This is a genomic window from Acidocella aquatica (genome assembly GCF_030160635.1).
GTDB classification, from domain to species: domain Bacteria; phylum Pseudomonadota; class Alphaproteobacteria; order Acetobacterales; family Acetobacteraceae; genus Acidocella; species Acidocella aquatica.
The window spans coordinates 242599-258642 of sequence record NZ_BSOS01000065.1; the positions used below are offsets into that span (position 1 = coordinate 242599).

Consider the following 16044-nt stretch of genomic DNA (forward strand, 5'->3'; position numbering starts at 1 on the left):
GAGATGCATCAGCCGGAGGAGATCGCATGTCCGTCCATGCCGCGATTACACATCGTACGTCCTACAAATACGACCGCCCCGTTGCTCTGGGCCCGCAGACGATCCGCCTGCGCCCGGCCCCGCATGCGCGCACGCCGATCCTCTCGTATTCGCTGAAGGTCTCGCCGCAGCCGCATTTTCTCAACTGGCAGCAGGACCCGCAGGGCAATTTCATGGCCCGCGTGGTGTTCCCCGAGCGGGTGACGAGCTTTGAGGTGGTGGTGGACGTGGTGGCCGACATGGCGACCATCAACCCGTTCGATTTTTTCCTGGAGCCGGAAGCGGAGACTTATCCGTTTACTTATGATGACATTTTGGCCGAGGAGCTGGCGCCGTTCCGCGTACTGCGCAATCCGGGCAAAAAACTCCAGGCGCTCATCGGCGAGGTCCACGCCGAACATGGCAACAAAGAGCTGCGCATGGTGGACATGCTGGTGCTCATCAACCGGATGATCGCCGAGCGCATCTCCTATGTGGTGCGCATGGAGCCTGGCGTGTGGAGCCCTGAGCAGACCTTGACCAAGGCGAAAGGCTCATGCCGGGATTCGGCCTGGCTGCTGGTGAACCTGCTGCGCCACCTGGGGTTCGCGGCGCGGTTTGTTTCGGGTTATCTCATCCAGCTGGTCGCTGATGTGAAACCGGTGGATGGCGGCGCCGAGGGCCCCGCCGCTGACTTCACTGATCTGCACGCATGGGCGGAGGTATATCTGCCGGGAGCCGGGTGGATCGGGCTGGACGCGACATCGGGCCTGATGGCGGGCGAGGGGCATATTCCACTGGCGGCCACACCCTCGCCCAGCTCGGCGGCGGCGATTTCCGGGCTGGTGGGCGAGTGCGAGACGGAATTTGAGTTCGACATGAAGGTGACGCGCGTGGCCGAGACGCCGCGCGTGACCAAGCCTTACACCCCGCGCGTGTGGCAGGATATTCTGGCGCAGGGCCGGGCGGTGGATGCCGCGCTGGCCAAGGGCGATGTGCGCCTCACCATGGGCGGCGAGCCGACATTTGTGGCGGCCTCCGATTTTGAGGCGCCGGAGTGGAATATTGATGCTTTGGGGCCCACAAAGAGACAATTCGCCGGGCGGTTGATCCGCAAGCTCACCCCGCTGTGGAGCAAGGGCGCGGCGCTCACCTATAATATGGGCAAGCATTATCCGGGCGAGCAGCTGCCGCGCTGGGCGATCCATGCGCATTGGCGCGCCGATGGCGAGCCGGTGTGGAAGAACCCTGAACTGCTGGCGAGCGATGACGATAAGGATGACGCGGCGGCGGCGGATGCGGCGGCCTTCGCGGGCGCGCTGGCTGAGCGCCTGCAGGTGAATCCGGCGCTGGTGAACCCGGCGTATGAGGACATCCATTATTATCTGTGGCGCGAGAAACGCCTGCCCGCGAATGTGGTGGCGATGGATGCCAAACTGGGCGATGAGCTGGAGCGGGCGCGGCTGGCAAAGGTGTTCGGCCAGGGGCTGGCCGCGCCGGTTGGCAGCGTGCTGCCGTTGCGGCGCGTAGTTATGGAGGGTGAGCGCGCATGGCAGAGCGGCAAATGGTTTTTCCGCGATGATGTAATGTTCCTGATCCCCGGTGATTCGCCCGTGGGGCTGCGCCTGCCGCTGGAGAGCCTGCCCTGGGCGGACCCGGCGCATATGGAGGTTGCCTTCGAGACCGACCCGTTCGCCCCGCGCAAGCCGTTGCCCAAACGTGATTCGATGCAGCTGACGCGCGAGGGTTATGGCGGCAGCGGCATCGAGGGTTTCCGCCCCGTGCCGCAGGATGCGCCGGTGGTGGGACGCGAGGAGCCGGGGCTGGTGCGTACCGCGCTGGCGGTGGAGGCGCGCGATGGGATTCTGCATGTTTTCTACCCGCCGCTTTATGATGTGAGTGACTGGCTGGAGCTGACCGCCGCGGTTGAGGAAACCGCCGCCAGCATGGGCCGCAAGGTGGTGCTGGAAGGCTATCTGCCGCCGGAGGATGATCGGGTGATCAATTTCTCCGTCACACCGGACCCTGGCGTGATCGAGACGAATATTCACCCCGCCGCCAACTGGGGCGAGATCGTGGAGCGTACTGAGCAGCTCTACGAGGTGGCGCGCGAAGTGGGGCTGATGACCGAGAAGTTCATGCTCGATGGCAGGCATGTCGGCACGGGCGGCGGCAACCATGTGGTGATGGGCGGCGCCACGCCCGATGACAGCCCATTTTTGCGCAGGCCCGATCTGCTGAAATCCATGCTGGGATTTTGGCATAACCACCCCTCGCTCAGCTTCCTGTTCAGCGGCCTGTTCATCGGGCCTTCGAGCCAGCATCCGCGCATCGACGAGGCGCGTGAGGATTCGCTCAACGAGCTGGAGATCGCGTTTCAGCAGGTGAACAGCGGAACTTATACGCCGCCCTGGCTGGTGGACCGGCTGTTTCGCAACATTCTCGCGGATATGACCGGCAACGGCCATCGCACGGAATTTTGCATCGACAAGATGTATGCCCCCAATGGCGGCTCCGGCCGGCGCGGGCTGGTGGAGTTCCGCGCGTTCGAGATGCCGCCGCACGCGCAGATGTCAGCCGCGCAGGTGCTGCTGATGCGCTCGGCGATCGCGGCATTCTGGAACAAACCCTATGAGCGGCGGCTGGTTCGCTGGGGCACGCGGCTGCATGATGAGTTTCTGTTGCCGCATTATGCCGAAGCTGATTTCAAGGATGCGCTGGCTGAGCTTGACACTTTGGGATTCGGACTGGACCCGCAATGGTTCGCGCCGCATCTGGAGTTCCGCTTTCCGCAGGTGGGCGAAATCGCGGTGCGCGACATGCGGGTGGAACTACGCCACGCGCTGGAGCCTTGGCATGTTTTGGGCGAGGAACAAACCTCCGGCGGCACCGCGCGCTATGTCGATAGTTCCGCCGAGCGGCTGCAGGCGAAAGTCTCGGGCTGGGTGGATGAGCGTTACGCCCTGGCCTGCAACGGCGCCGCGCTGCCGCTGCAAAAAACCGAAGTGCCGGGTGAATATGTGGCGGGCGTGCGCTTCAAGGCCTGGCAGCCCTATTCGGCGCTGCACCCCACCATCCCGGCGCAGGTGCCTCTGGTGTTTGATGTGTATGATAAATGGTCCGGCCGCAGCATTGCGGGCATGAGCCACCATGTCGCGCATCCGGGCGGGCGGGCCTATGATGATTTCCCCGTGAACGCGAATGCGGCGGAAGCACGGCGGCGTTCGCGCTTCTTCCCCTTTGGCCATACGCCGGGGCCGATGGCCGAGCCGCGCGAGGTGCGCGCGGTTGAGTATCCGCGCACGCTGGATCTGCGGCGCAATGCTTAAAAACCTGATCCGCCGGCTCCAGCGCTACGCCTTTGCCGAGTTGTTCAACGAGCTGGCGGCGATCCGGCTGGAGCTGGCGCGGCGCAATGAGGTGCTGGAAGGCGCGCTGCTGGCGATCGCGCTGGAGCGCGCGACTCAGGCGAGCTCCAGCAGCTCCAGCAACGAGGCGGCATAACGCGCCATGGCGTGCGCTTCGCAATAGGCGTGGCGCTCGGCCTCGGTGTCATCATGCGCGCTCAGCCGCTCCATGAGCGCGGCGGCGATCCCGGTTGGGTCAAGCCTGTCTGAAACGGTTTTGACATAGCCGGGTGCCGCGATGTTTTCCGCGAGGTCATGGCTGGCGACGGTTGGCAGCCCGGCGGCTATGCAATCCTGCAAGGTGCCGGAGATGTTGCCGGGCTGGCCCTCGCGCAGTTGCAGCGCGCAATCAGCGGCCAGCAGATAATCACGGTAGGCGCGCTCGGGCACAAAGCTTTGGCCAAAGCCCAGCTTGGCGGAAATGCCGAGCTGGGCTGCGAGTTTCTCGAATGCCTCGGTGTCTTCGCTGGGTTCGCCAACAAATATCAGCCTGGCGCCTTGCAACTGCGCAAAGGCTTGCAGCGCGGCGGGGATGCCTTTGTTGCGGGTGATGAAGCCCAGGCTGATAATAAGTTTTTCATCCGCCGCAATGCCCAGCGCGGCGCGCGCCCGTTGCCGGGCCGCCGCCGTGCGCGGGGCAAAATCTCGCTGCAGGGCGAAGGGCAGATGCTTTGCCGCCACGCCAAAGCGCGCCGCCACCTCGGCCACCGGCTGCGGGCTGTGAAAGATCAGCGGCCGCGCGGCGCGCGCGAGTTCACCCAGAAAACTGGCTTCGCGCAGGTGTTCATCCCTGGACCAGGCGATAATCTCGCGCGGCGCCACGCTGCGCCCCAGCTCCCGGCTGGCCCAGGCGGCGGCGGGTTTGGGGCCGTTGCGGGTCGCGAGGCCCAGCAGGCGGGAGTCATGGCAGAGCACGGCGCTGCCCCATTTCACGGCCAGATCGTAAATTTCGCCATGCAGTGGCGCGTTGCCGATAACGCTGAGCACACGGTCATATTCCGGCGCGGTGTGAGCCAGTGCGGACGCCTGCGCGGTGGAAATGAGCGTGACATCAGCCAGCGGCGCCAGCGCGCGCGCCAGGGCGGCGGAATAACCGGCGATGCCGGATTTTTCCGGGGGCAGGGGGGTGAGCATGGCGATGCGGGGTTTTCCGCGCCGCAAAATGGCGGGGGCGGGCAGGGGCAGCGCACCCCAGAGCGAGGCGGCGACGGCCTGGCCGCTGAAGGGGCGCCAGATGTCTGCCTGCGCGGAAATAATTTCCGCCCGCCGCGCCGGGCCGCGCACCAGCGCCTCCAGAATCCCGGCCAGCCCCGCCGCATCCTCCGGCGCGAAAAGCTCCCCCGCCGCCACGCCCAGGGCGCGGTGGGCCGCGATATCCGAGGCGATGGAGGGCACCCCCGCGGCGGCGGCCTCGATGACGGGCAGCGAAAACCCTTCCGCCCGCGAGGGGGTGACGACGCAGAGCGCCCGCGCATAGAGCGCACGCATCTGCGCATCGCTCACCCGGCCGGGAAGCTCCACCCGCGTGATCGCGCGCAGGCGCGCCGCCGTCTCCGCCCGGCAGTTGCCGCTGATTACCAGGGGAATGTGGCGCAGCACGGGGCTGGCGGCATGGGCGCGGGCGAGTAATTCGGGGTTTTTGCGGGCATCATCGCCGCCGACCATGAGAATATGGCGCGGCGGCAGCGGCGTAATGCCCTCCGCCCAGGGCGGCAGCGCCACGCCGGTTATATGCGCGCGCACCGGGCCATAGAGGGCGCGCAGGCGCTCAGCGGTGTCCTCCGAGTTCGGGAAAAACACATCATAGCGCTTCAGCCAGGCCATCGCGGCGAAATAGTCCAGCCGGTTGAGCGGGTGGGTGAGGTAGTTCGCCTGGTCGTCATAGGGGATGAAATCATGCACGCACACCGCCTTGGTGATGCCGGGTTCGTGCAGCAGGCGCGCCAAAAAATGCTGGTCAGGGCTCATCGGCGAGGGGTTGAGCAACACCGCCCCCGGCGGGAGGTCCGGCAGGTAGGCGTGGGGTGAGAGCACCGCCGCCCGCGCGGCCATATCAGCGGGCAGCGGCGGCAGCGCGGGGGTGAACAGGCCGATGAACGGCTCCGGCGCATGGGCGATGAGATTGCGCGCGTGGTTGCCGATGCCGCGTTCGCTATAGTTGCGGTCCTGCAGGCAGCGCATGTCGATAATGAGGCGGGGCGGCATTGGCGTTGCGGGCTTTCCGGTTATAGAGCGGAGATTATGGCAATTTATCCCAAACGCATAACCGGCCTGCGCCTGCCCCTGGACCATGACGAGGCGCAACTGCGCGCCGCTGTTTGCGCGGCTTTCGGCGTGGCCGATGCGCAATTGCTGGGTATGCAGGTGTTCCGCCGCGCCTTCGATGCGCGCAAGAAGAGCGACATCACGCTGGTCTACACCATCGATGCCGAGCTTGCCGTGCCCGTCGCTCAGGGCGAGCCGGTGCCCGATGTTGCGTATAAATTCGTCACCCAGGCCAAGGTGCCGCCAGCCCGGCGCCCGGTGGTCATCGGCACCGGGCCGTGCGGCATATTCGCGGCGCTGGTGCTGGCGCAGATGGGCTTCGCGCCGATCATCCTGGAGCGCGGCAAGGTCGTCCGCCAGCGCACGAAGGACACCTGGGGCCTGTGGCGGCGCGGTGTGCTCAACCCGGAATCCAACGTGCAGTTCGGCGAGGGCGGGGCGGGCACCTTCTCTGACGGCAAGCTCTATTCGCAGATCAAGGACCCGCGCCACCTCGGCCGCAAGGTGCTCACCGAGTTCGTGAAGGCCGGCGCGCCGGAAGAGATACTCTTTGTCGCCAAACCGCATATCGGCACCTTCCGCCTGGTCGGCATGGTCGAGACGATGCGCGCGAGCATCGAGGCGCTGGGCGGTGAATACCGTTTTGGCTGCAAGGTGGCTGACATCGAGATCACCGGGGGCCAGGTGCGCGCGGTGGTGCTGGAATCGGGCGAGCGGATCGAGACCAGCCATGCCGTACTGGCGGTGGGCCATTCCGCGCGCGACACCTTCGCGATGCTGCACCAGCGCGGCGTGTTCATGGAGGCGAAGCCCTTTTCGGTCGGCTTCCGCATCGAGCATCCGCAATCGATGATCGACCAGCACCGCTTTGGCGCCTTCGCGGGCAACCCGATTCTGGGCGCGGCGGATTACAAGCTGGTGCACCACGCGGGCAACGGCCGCTCGGTCTATAGTTTTTGCATGTGCCCCGGCGGCACGGTGGTGGCCGCCACCTCCGAGCCGGGGCGCGTGGTGACCAACGGCATGAGCCAGTATTCGCGCAATGAGCGCAACGCCAATGCGGGCATCGTGGTCGGCATCACGCCCGCTGACTACCCCGGCGATGTGCTGGCCGGTGTGGAATTCCAGCGCCGCTGGGAGTCTGCCGCCTATGTCGCGGGCGGCGGCACTTATGCGGCGCCGGGGCAGCTGGTGGGGGATTTCATCGCCGGGCGGGCCTCCAAGGCGTTTGGCGAGGTGCTGCCCTCCTACAAACCGGGCGTTCACCTCACCGACCTCGCCCCCACCCTGCCTGATTACGCCATCGCCGCCATCCGCGAGGCGCTGCCCGCCTTCGAGAAGCAGATACGCGGGTTTTCCCGGCCCGATGCGGTGCTGACCGGGGTAGAAACCCGCACCTCCTCGCCGGTGCGCATCACCCGGGGGCGCGATTTCTGCTCGCTCAACACCCAGGGGCTCTATCCGGCGGGCGAGGGGGCGGGTTATGCGGGCGGCATTCTCTCCGCCGGGGTGGATGGCATCAAGGTCGCCGAGGCGGTGGGGCTGAGCCTGATGGGCGGATGAAACATATTTCCTATCGGCAAACCATGGTATAGAGAGGATATAATTGCCCGCCACGCCACAGGAGCAGGAAAATGTTGTCGCAGAAATGCAAATATGCGTTGCAGGCGTTGCTGGTGCTGGCGCGCCAGAACAGCGACGAGTTGCTGCTGGTCAGCGATATTGCCGAGCGTGAGAATCTGCCGAAAAAATTCCTTGAAGCCATCCTGCTGGAACTCAACCGTAACGGCCTGGTGCGCAGCCGCCGTGGCCGTGGCGGCGGTTACGCGCTGGCCAAACCGGCTGATCTGATCACCTTTGGCCAGGTTGTGCGGATCATGGACGGTCCGCTGGCGCCGCTTTCGTGTGTCAGTGTCAATTATTACCGCAAATGCGACGACTGCCGGGACGAACAGACCTGCGAGATCCGCAAGGTCATGCGCCGGGTGCGCGATGCGGTGGCGCATGAGCTGGATGGCACCTCGCTGGCGCAGGCGCTGGCTGAAGGCAAAGGCCGCGCCGTGCTGGAAGGCTGACGCGGCGCGGCGCTCAGGCGGTTTTGGCGAGTTTCACGGTAACGGGCACATGGTCGGAGGGCTGGGGTTTGGCGCGTTCATCCTTGTGGATGACCACATGCGTCAGCCGCTCGGCCAGGCGCGGCGAGAGCAGCTGAAAATCAATCCGCAGCCCCGCGTTACGGTCCCACGCTCCGGCCTGATAATCCCAGAAGGTATAGAGCGTCTCGCTCGGGTAGAGCGCGCGGGTGGCGTCTGTCAGCCCTGTCCAGATCAGCGCGTTGAAGGCCGCGCGGGTCTCCGGGCGGAGCAGCGCATCGCCCGCGGGCAGGGCGCGGGGGGCGAAATCAGCATCGGTTGGGCAGACGTTATAATCCCCCGCCAGGATAAAATCGGTATCGGCGTCCATGAGACTCTCCGAATGCGCGCGCAGCGCCGCCATCCAGGCCAGCTTGTAGCTGTAGCCTTCATCCCCGCCCGAATTGCCATTGGGCAGGTAGAGATTGCCCACCGTGATGCCCTGGGCGCGTACCTCGATGAAGCGCGCATGGGTGTCGGATTCAGGCATGCCCGGCAATTTGGGGTGCAGAACCTCAACCGGGGCGCGGTGCAGAACGGCGACACCGTTATAGGATTTCTGGCCGACGACCACCGCGTCATAGCCCAGGTTTTTGAAGGCCATGCGCGGAAACTGGTGTTCCTCGCATTTGATCTCCTGCAGCAGCAGCAGGTCCGGCTGCTCTCGGGCGAGAAAATCGGCGACATGCGACTCGCGCGTGCGCACCGAGTTCACATTCCAGGTCGTGACCTTAATCAACGGAAAACGACGTGCCGCAGCCGCAGGAGGATTTGGCGATCGGGTTTTTCACCGTGAAATGCGCGCCCATCAGTGAGTCTTTAAAGTCCAGCTCCGCGCCCGCCAGGAGTTCCAGGCTGCTGGAGTCGACAAACACGGTCGCGCCCTGCGCCTGGATCACCAGATCATCAGGGTGCTGCTCGGCCGTAAGGTCGAATTTATACTGAAAGCCCGAGCAGCCGCCTGCCAGCACCTCCACGCGCAGGGCCTTCTGCGCGGGCTCGCTGGCCAGAATTTGCGCCACCCTGGCGGCGGCGGACGGGGAAAGCCGGAAAGTTTCAAGTGTCTCGCTCATGGCTCAACATATAGTGCGTCCGGGCCTTGGACGTAAGGGTGGTGTTGGGTTAAGCCTTGATCCATGACGTTAGCTCCTTACGCGGTGCAGGCGGCGCGCTCGCGCGGCCGGCAATTTGCTGAAATCCACTCCGATGACCGCAGCCCCTATCAGCGCGACCGCGACCGCGTGGTGCACTGCTCGGCCTTTCGCAAGCTGCAATACAAAACCCAGGTGTTCGTCACCCGCGAGGGCGATTTCTACCGCACCCGGCTCACCCATAGCCTGGAGGTGGCGCAGATCGCGCGCAGCATCGCGCGCAAGCTGGGGCTGGATGAGGACCTGACCGAGTGCCTCGCTTTGGCGCATGATCTGGGGCATCCGCCCTTTGGCCACGCGGGCGAGCGCGGCCTGAACGAGGCGCTGGAAGCCTTTGGCGGGTTTGACCATAACGCGCAGAGTTTGCGTGTTGTAACTCTGTTGGAGCATCGCTACGCCGCGTTCGACGGGCTGAATTTAAGCTGGGAGACGCTGGAGGGCCTGGCCAAGCACAACGGGCCGCTCAGCAACCCGCCGGCCTATATCGCCGCGTTTGATGTCAAATATCCGCTGGACCTGCTGCGCCAGACCTCAGCCGAGGCGCAGGTGGCGGCCTTCGCCGACGACATCGCCTACAACACCCATGACATGGACGACGGCCTGCGCGCCGGGCTGTTCGGCTTTGCCGACATTGCCCATCTGCCGCTGATCGGCGAGGCGCTGCGCGAATCCCAGGCGGTGACTGAGCAGACCAACCGCATCCGCCATGAGCTGAGCCGCCGCATGATCAACGCCCTGGTGCATGACGTGCTGCGCGAAAGTGCCGCCCGGCTGGCGGCGCTGGCGCCGGTGGATGCCGATGCCATCCGCGATGCCGCCGCGCCGGTGATCGGCTTCTCCCCCACCCTGGCGGCGGCGAACCGGGAGATCAAAAAATTCCTGTTCGAGCGGATGTACCGCCACTGGCGTGTTAACCGCATGACACATAAGGCCCGGGTGGTGACCACCGAACTGGGCAAGCTGCTGCTGGAGCGCCCGTATCTGTTGCCTGACGACTGGCGGGTGCGCGCGGGGGAGCCTGGCAGCGCGCAGGCCGCCGTCGCGGTGCGCGACTATGTGGCGGGCATGACCGACCGCTACGCCTTGGATGAATACGCAAGACTGACCAACCCGGCAGTGCCGGCCTGAAAGAGTGATGATGACCGAGAATTTGTTTGCCCAGGCCCGCGCCTGGGTGCTGGATGAGTTGACCGCCCTGCTGCCGGGCCTGCCGGAGGAGATTTTGTCCCGCGTCGAGGTGACACCGACCAAGGACTCCGCCCATGGCGACATGGCCAGCAACGCGGCCATGGTGGCGGCCAAACCGGCGGGCAAAAACCCGCGCGACATCGCCGCCGCGCTGGCCTCCCGCCTCGCCGCGCGCCCTGGCGTCGCCAAGGCGGAACCGGCCGGGCCGGGGTTTCTCAACCTCACGCTCGAACCTGCTTTGTTGCTGGCGCAGGTGCCTGTGATCCTGGCCGCGGGCGAGGCTTATGGCCAAGGCGCCGGGCGCGGGCGCGTCAATGTGGAATATGTCTCCGCCAACCCCACCGGGCCGCTGCATGTGGGCCATTGCCGCGGCGCCGTGGTGGGTGACGCACTGGCCAATCTGCTCGCCAAGGCCGGGTATGCGGTGACGAAGGAATTCTATGTCAACGACGCGGGGGCGCAGGTCATCGCGCTCGGGCGCTCGGTCTATGTGCGCTATCTGGAGGCGCTGGGGCTCTCGCCGGAGGCCTATATCGATACCGTGACCGGCGGCATGCAATACGGCGGCGCGTATCTCATTCCCATCGGCGCCGCGCTGGCGGAAAAATATGGCGATGAGTTCGCCGAGACGCCCGAGGCGCATTGGCTCGATACCTTCCGTGACTTCGCCGTGGCGCAAATGCTGCAGCTTATCCGGGATGATCTGGCGGCGCTGGGTGTCGTGCATGATGTGTTCTCCTCCGAACGCGCGCTCATCGCGGCCGGCGGCGTGGAACGCGCGCTGCGCCAGTTGAGCGAACGCGGGCTGATCTATGAGGGCGTGCTGGAGCCGCCCAAGGGCAAAACGCCGGAAGACTGGGAGCCGCGCGAACAAACTCTGTTCCGCTCCACCGATTTTGGCGACGACGTTGACCGCCCGGTGAGGAAATCCGACGGCAGCAACACCTATTTCGCTAATGATGTCGCCTACCACGCCGACAAGATGGCGCGTGGCTTCACCGCGATGATCGATGTGTGGGGCGCCGACCACGGCGGCTATGTGAAGCGCATGCAGGCGGCGGTGAAGGCGCTGGCGGGAGACACCCCGGCGCGGCTGGATGTGCTGCTGTGCCAGATCGTGCGCGTGATGAAGGACGGCGCCCCGGTGCGCATGAGCAAGCGGGCGGGCACCTTCGTCGAACTGCGCGACCTTATCGACGAGGTGGGCCCGGATGCGGTGCGCTTCATCATGCTGATGCGCAAATCGGACGCGCAGATGGATTTCGACCTCAACGCCGCGGTGGCGCAGACGCGCGATAATCCGGTGTTCTACGTGCAATACGCGCATGCGCGTTGCCGCTCGGTGCTTCGCGCGGCTGGCATCGTGGATGCGGGGGCGGATTTGTCCTCACTCGCCGCACCCGAGGAGCTGGCGTTGATCCGCCGGCTCATCAACTGGCCTCGCATGGTCGAGCAGGCGGCCGAAGCCCGCGAGCCGCACCGAATCGCGTTTTATCTGTATGAGCTGGCGGGAGATTTCCACGCGCTGTGGAACGCCGGGCGCGGCGACGCGGCGTTGCGCTTCATCCAGGCCGAGCGCCCGGTGGAAACGGCGGCGCGGATCGCGCTTGTCGCGGCCACGGCCACTGTGCTGCGCTCCGGCTTCGCGGTGCTGGGCGTCACCCCTGTTGAGGAGATGAGATAGGTTTGAGCGACCCCGGCGACGACGAATTCATCTACCAGACCCACCGGCCCGCGCAGCCGATGGACCAGGCCGTCCGCAAGATGGTGCTGGGCGCGGGCGGTGTTTCCGTTCTGGTGATTCTGGTGGCCTTGCTGTGGAGCGGCGTGCGGGCCACGGGGTTTGGCCCGCCGCCGGTCATCGAGCCGCCGCCGGGGCCGTTGCGCACCGCCCCGGCTGACCCTGGCGGCCTCACGGTGCCGGGCGCCGACCAGCAGATTATGTCCGGCGATGCCACCACCGCCCCGCTGCAACTGGCACCAGCGCCCCCGCCGCCCGCCGTGGCGCAGTTGGACCAGGCCGCCGGCGTTAACCAGCCGCCCCCGGCGGCTCCCGCGCCCGCAACCCCAGCGCCCGCCGCCGCGCCGCCCGCCGCCGCGCCCGCGCCAGCCCCCGCCGCGCAGGCAACCGGCCCGGCGCAGGTGCAGCTTGCCGCCACGGCCGATGAACCTGGCGCGCAAAGCGTGTGGGACGGGCTGAAGCGCAAAATGCCCGATCTTCTGGCGGGCAAATCGCCGGTTATTCTCCCAGCCGTGGTCAACGGCAAAAGCATCTGGCGCCTGCGGGTGGATGGGTTTGCTACCCCCGCCGCCGCGCAGGCGTTCTGTGCGTCGGTTATAGCAAAAGGGGCGGCCTGCACCGTCGCGTCGTTTTGAAGCCGGTGATCCTCGGCATTTCGGGCTTGCGTCTGCTGGCCGAAGAGCGGGCATTGTTGCGCGCGCATCGCCCAAGGGGCGTCATTTTGTTCAGCCGCAACATTCAAGATAGACATCAATTATCTGAACTTACAGCAGAATTACGTGAAGTGCTGCCCTCCGGCGCGGTGCTGATGGTCGACCAGGAGGGCGGCCGCGTCGCCCGGCTGCGCCCACCCCACTGGCCGGCACTGTCCGCCGCGGGGACGCTGACAACCCCCGAGGCCGCCTATGCCCATGGCCTTGCGCTTGGCCACATGGTGCGCGAGGCCGGTTTCGATATCGCCGCCGCCCCGGTGCTGGACCTGCGCCACCCCGGCGCCAGCGATATCATCGGCGACCGCGCCTTCTCGCACGACCCGCAGGTGGTGGCGCGGCTCGGCGCGGAAATGGCGCGCGGCATTATCGCGGCGGGGGTTATCCCGGTGATGAAGCACATCCCCGGCCATGGCCGCGCAATGGTGGACAGCCATCTGGCCCTGCCACGGGTCGGCGCGGCGGATCTGAGCGCCGATTTTTATCCTTTCGCGCAGAATAAAAACCTGCCCTGGGCGATGACGGCGCATGTCATCTACGAGCATCTCGACCCGCAAAACCCGGCCACGATTTCCCCCAGAGTGATCCGTGACATCATTCGCGGCGAAATTGGCTTCTCCGGCACGCTGGTGAGCGATGATCTCGCCATGCACGCACTCTCCGGCACCCCGGCCGAGCGCGCGCTGGCGGCGCTGGCGGCGGGGTGCGACATTGCTCTGTATTGCCCTGGCGGCATGGCGGGCAACACCCAGATTCTGGAAGCCCTGCGCGCATGAGCACTGGCACCCTGGAAGTCATCCTCGCGCTGGTCATCTCCGTGGTGCTGCACGAGCTGGCGCATGGCGCGGTGGCGCGGCTGCTGGGCGACACCACGGCGCAACAGGCCGGGCGGCTCACGCTCAACCCGTTGAAACACATCGACCCGTTCGGCAGCATCCTCTTTCCGTTGATCCTGGCGGTGGGCCAGCTCACCACTCTTGGCCATGTCGCCTTCATGTATGGCTGGGCGAAGCCCGTGCCGGTCAACCCCATGGAATTGCGGCTAAATGGCGCGCGCCATCCGCGCCAGTTGATGGCGGTGGTGGCCGCCGCCGGGCCGCTGATGAACTTCGCCCTGGCGGTGCTCGGCGGGTTTTTGTTAAATACCGGGCAAGCCATTGATTTTCTGGTTTATTTTATTGAAATAAACCTTGTGCTGGGGCTTTTTAACCTCTTCCCCATGCCGCCGATGGATGGCGGGCGCATTGCCGTTGGCGTGCTGCCGCTGCCTGCGGCGCGCTGGCTTTCCGGGTTCGAGCAACGCGGCATTGTGCTGGTTCTGCTGGTTATTTTCATCCTGCCCCTGGTGCTCGCCCAGTTCGGCGTGCGGTTTGACCCGTTCCAGGAGGCGATGGGCAGGCTTCTGCCCTGGGCGGAGCAGATCATCCTGCAAATAACGGGGGCGGGCCATGGAAACTGACTCGCTCGTTCTCCAGCTCGAAGGCTTTGAAGGGCCGCTGGACCTGCTGCTGGAGCTGGCGCGGGCGCAAAAGGTCGATCTGGCGAAAATCTCCATCCTGGCGCTGGTCGAGCAGTTCCTCGCCGTCATCGAGGGTGCGCGCAAAATCCGCCTGGAGCTGGCGGCGGATTGGCTGGTGATGGCGGCCTGGCTCACCTGGCTGAAGTCGCGCCTGCTGGTTCCAGCCCTTGGCGAGCCGGAGGACGCGGAGAGCGCCGCTGAAACCCTCGCAGCCCGGCTGGTGGATTTGCAGGCCGTGCGCGCCGCCGCCGCCTGGATGGGCCAGCGCCCTCAACTCGGGTGGGATTTCTTCCATCGCGGCATTCCCGAGGAACTCACCGAGACAGACCGGAGCCGGTTGCGCCTGGATATGAGCGGGCTGCTCAGCGCCTATCTCGCCGCGCGCCGCCGCGCCGGGGCAAAATTGCAGTATAAACCCAGGCCGATGGTGTATTTCTCGGTGCAGAACGCGCTGGAGCGCCTGGCCCGGCTGGTCGGCTCGCTGCCCGACTGGTCGAGCCTGGAGCAGTTTCTGCCCGAGGGGCTGGAAGACGGGATCCCCCGCCGCGCCGCGATCTCGGCCACGTTGATCGCGGGGCTGGAAATGGCCAAGGGGGGGAGTTTGCAATTGCGCCAGGAACAAATTTTTGGCCCAATTCTGTTGCGTAATACAGGCGAGAGTGAGGCCGGCGATGAGTGAGACAGACCAAACCGAGGCGCTGCGTCTGGCCGAGGCGGTTATATTCGCGGCCACCCAGCCGGTGACCACGCGCATTCTGGCCAATCTGCTGCCCGAGGCTGCCGATGTGGACGCGGTGATGGCCGAGCTGACCGCGCTTTATGCGCCGCGCGGGGTTAATCTGGTGCAGGTGGCGGGCGGCTGGCAGTTCCGCACCGCGCCGGACATCGCGCCAGCCTTGCGCAAGGTGGTGGAGCTGCCGCGCCGCCTGCCGCGCGTGGCGATGGAGACGCTGGCCATCGTCGCCTACCACCAGCCGGTGACCCGCACCGAGATCGAGGAAATCCGCGGCGCATCGCTCTCCCAGACCACGCTGGACCTGTTGCTGGAAAACGGCCTGGTCACGCCCAAGGGCCGCCGCGAGACCCCCGGCCGCCCCACGCTCTGGGGCACCACCCCCGCCTTCCTCGCCCAGTTTGGCCTCAACGACCTGCGCGATCTGCCCCGGCGCGAGGAGCTGCTCATCGACCCCTCCGGCTCCTCGGTTGCAACCCCCGCCCCGGCGGAGGATGGACCCGGCGCATGATCCTGAAGATCACCCGCGAATCGCTGCTGGACGGCACGCTGCGGGCCTACCGGGAGGCACACGAGATGGTCTGCCCGGGCGACACGCCCCAGCGCACCGAAGCGGAGATGAACGCGCTGCTCAACGCCAGCCTCGCCGGGCATGATCCGGCCCAGGATTTATGGGTGTTTGGCTACGGCTCGCTCATCTGGAACCCGGCGTTCGAGCATGTGGAGTGCCGCCCCGCGTTGCTGCATGGCTGGCACCGGCGGTTCTGCCTTAAAATGTTCATGGGGCGCGGCACGCGCGAGACCCCGGCGCTGGTGCTGGCGCTGGACCGTGGCGGCGCCTGCAAGGGGGTGGCGTTTCGCATAAAAGCCTCCATGGTGCGCCAGGAGCTGGGGATTCTCTGGCAACGCGAGATGTATGGCGGGGCCTATAACGCCCGCTGGATCGCGCTGCGGGCCGGCGAGGAGCGTTTCCCGGCGCTTACCTTCGTCATCAACCACGCCCATCCGCGCTACATAAAAGAGCTGAGCGTGGCGGAAACGGCGGCCATGATCGCGGCCGCGAAGGGGGATATGGGCACCTGCCGGGAGTATCTGGAGAACACCCTGGCGCATCTGCGTCAGCTTGGCCTGAGCGACGCCGGGCTGGCCCGCATCGCCGCCGCTTTGCCCAACCCCTAAG

The 16044-nt window shown here is 66.0% G+C and carries 15 protein-coding genes; 12 read left to right on the forward strand and 3 right to left on the reverse strand.

The window, feature by feature from the left end:
• Positions 1–26: 26 nt before the first annotated feature.
• Entirely contained in the window at positions 27–3347 is a 3321-nt protein-coding gene (locus QQJ84_RS10530) for a transglutaminase family protein (protein ID WP_284258136.1), read from the forward strand.
• Positions 3340–3522 carry a hypothetical protein gene (locus QQJ84_RS10535; RefSeq protein WP_284258137.1) on the forward strand — a complete coding sequence of 61 codons (183 nt, stop codon included), beginning with the start codon at positions 3340–3342 and terminating at the stop codon, positions 3520–3522. The genes QQJ84_RS10530 and QQJ84_RS10535 overlap by 8 nt, the downstream gene beginning before the upstream one ends.
• Here QQJ84_RS10535 and QQJ84_RS10540 read toward each other — a convergent pair.
• The gene (locus tag QQJ84_RS10540; RefSeq protein WP_284258138.1) at positions 3483–5630 is read right to left on the reverse strand and encodes a glycosyltransferase; all 2148 of its coding nucleotides are present in this window, start codon (positions 5628–5630) and stop codon (positions 3483–3485) included. The genes QQJ84_RS10535 and QQJ84_RS10540 overlap by 40 nt on opposite strands.
• Before the next feature lie 36 nt (positions 5631–5666).
• Between QQJ84_RS10540 and QQJ84_RS10545 the strand changes: the two genes are divergently transcribed.
• Positions 5667–7253 (forward strand): NAD(P)/FAD-dependent oxidoreductase, encoded by a 1587-nt coding sequence (locus QQJ84_RS10545; protein ID WP_284258139.1) that lies wholly within the window; start codon positions 5667–5669, stop codon positions 7251–7253.
• Between the two features lie 71 nt (positions 7254–7324).
• Positions 7325–7765, forward strand: a complete 441-nt coding sequence (locus QQJ84_RS10550; RefSeq protein WP_284258140.1) for an RrF2 family transcriptional regulator — start codon at positions 7325–7327, stop codon at positions 7763–7765.
• A gap of 13 nt (positions 7766–7778) precedes the next feature.
• Here the strand turns inward: QQJ84_RS10550 and QQJ84_RS10555 are convergent, their stop codons facing one another.
• Positions 7779–8558 (reverse strand): exodeoxyribonuclease III, encoded by a 780-nt coding sequence (locus QQJ84_RS10555; protein WP_284258165.1) that lies wholly within the window; start codon positions 8556–8558, stop codon positions 7779–7781.
• Entirely contained in the window at positions 8554–8895 is a 342-nt protein-coding gene (locus QQJ84_RS10560) for a HesB/IscA family protein (RefSeq protein WP_284258141.1), read from the reverse strand. Before QQJ84_RS10560 ends, QQJ84_RS10555 begins: the two co-directional genes overlap by 5 nt.
• A 63-nt stretch (positions 8896–8958) precedes the next feature.
• Here QQJ84_RS10560 and QQJ84_RS10565 point away from each other — a divergent pair, with 63 nt between their 5' ends.
• The 8 genes from QQJ84_RS10565 to QQJ84_RS10600 are packed head-to-tail and all read left to right on the forward strand — an operon-like array spanning position 8959 to position 16043.
• On the forward strand, positions 8959–10101 hold the full coding sequence (locus tag QQJ84_RS10565; protein WP_284258142.1) for a deoxyguanosinetriphosphate triphosphohydrolase: 1143 nt from the start codon (positions 8959–8961) through the stop codon (positions 10099–10101).
• Between the two features lie 10 nt (positions 10102–10111).
• Positions 10112–11845: an arginine--tRNA ligase gene (gene argS / locus QQJ84_RS10570; protein WP_284258166.1), complete on the forward strand. Its 1734-nt coding sequence runs from the start codon at positions 10112–10114 to the stop codon at positions 11843–11845.
• A 2-nt stretch (positions 11846–11847) separates the two neighbouring features.
• The gene (locus tag QQJ84_RS10575; protein WP_284258143.1) at positions 11848–12537 is read left to right on the forward strand and encodes an SPOR domain-containing protein; all 690 of its coding nucleotides are present in this window, start codon (positions 11848–11850) and stop codon (positions 12535–12537) included.
• A gap of 5 nt (positions 12538–12542) precedes the next feature.
• A complete protein-coding gene (nagZ, locus tag QQJ84_RS10580; protein WP_284258167.1) occupies positions 12543–13388 on the forward strand; it encodes a beta-N-acetylhexosaminidase in 846 nt (281 codons plus the stop codon).
• On the forward strand, positions 13385–14071 hold the full coding sequence (locus tag QQJ84_RS10585) for a site-2 protease family protein (RefSeq protein WP_284258144.1): 687 nt from the start codon (positions 13385–13387) through the stop codon (positions 14069–14071). Before nagZ ends, QQJ84_RS10585 begins: the two co-directional genes overlap by 4 nt.
• Positions 14061–14810, forward strand: coding sequence for a segregation and condensation protein A (locus QQJ84_RS10590; protein WP_284258145.1), 750 nt, complete (start codon positions 14061–14063; stop codon positions 14808–14810). Before QQJ84_RS10585 ends, QQJ84_RS10590 begins: the two co-directional genes overlap by 11 nt.
• Positions 14803–15375, forward strand: coding sequence for an SMC-Scp complex subunit ScpB (scpB, locus tag QQJ84_RS10595; protein ID WP_284258146.1), 573 nt, complete (start codon positions 14803–14805; stop codon positions 15373–15375). The genes QQJ84_RS10590 and scpB overlap by 8 nt, the downstream gene beginning before the upstream one ends.
• Positions 15372–16043, forward strand: coding sequence for a gamma-glutamylcyclotransferase (locus tag QQJ84_RS10600; RefSeq protein ID WP_284258147.1), 672 nt, complete (start codon positions 15372–15374; stop codon positions 16041–16043). Before scpB ends, QQJ84_RS10600 begins: the two co-directional genes overlap by 4 nt.
• The last annotated feature ends 1 nt before the right edge of the window (position 16044 follow it).

Excerpts from the sequence above, each read along its gene's own strand:
- QQJ84_RS10530 (WP_284258136.1), top strand. The coding sequence starts at position 27 with ATGTCCGTCCATGCCGCGATTACACATCGTACGTCCTACAAATACGAC.
- QQJ84_RS10535 (WP_284258137.1), top strand. The coding sequence starts at position 3,340 with ATGCTTAAAAACCTGATCCGCCGGCTCCAGCGCTACGCCTTTGCCGAG.
- QQJ84_RS10540 (WP_284258138.1), bottom strand. The coding sequence starts at position 5,630 with ATGCCGCCCCGCCTCATTATCGACATGCGCTGCCTGCAGGACCGCAAC.
- QQJ84_RS10545 (WP_284258139.1), top strand. The coding sequence starts at position 5,667 with ATGGCAATTTATCCCAAACGCATAACCGGCCTGCGCCTGCCCCTGGAC.
- QQJ84_RS10550 (WP_284258140.1), top strand. The coding sequence starts at position 7,325 with ATGTTGTCGCAGAAATGCAAATATGCGTTGCAGGCGTTGCTGGTGCTG.
- QQJ84_RS10560 (WP_284258141.1), bottom strand. The coding sequence starts at position 8,895 with ATGAGCGAGACACTTGAAACTTTCCGGCTTTCCCCGTCCGCCGCCGCC.
- QQJ84_RS10565 (WP_284258142.1), top strand. The coding sequence starts at position 8,959 with ATGACGTTAGCTCCTTACGCGGTGCAGGCGGCGCGCTCGCGCGGCCGG.
- argS (WP_284258166.1), top strand. The coding sequence starts at position 10,112 with ATGACCGAGAATTTGTTTGCCCAGGCCCGCGCCTGGGTGCTGGATGAG.
- QQJ84_RS10585 (WP_284258144.1), top strand. The coding sequence starts at position 13,385 with ATGAGCACTGGCACCCTGGAAGTCATCCTCGCGCTGGTCATCTCCGTG.
- QQJ84_RS10590 (WP_284258145.1), top strand. The coding sequence starts at position 14,061 with ATGGAAACTGACTCGCTCGTTCTCCAGCTCGAAGGCTTTGAAGGGCCG.
- scpB (WP_284258146.1), top strand. The coding sequence starts at position 14,803 with ATGAGTGAGACAGACCAAACCGAGGCGCTGCGTCTGGCCGAGGCGGTT.
- QQJ84_RS10600 (WP_284258147.1), top strand. The coding sequence starts at position 15,372 with ATGATCCTGAAGATCACCCGCGAATCGCTGCTGGACGGCACGCTGCGG.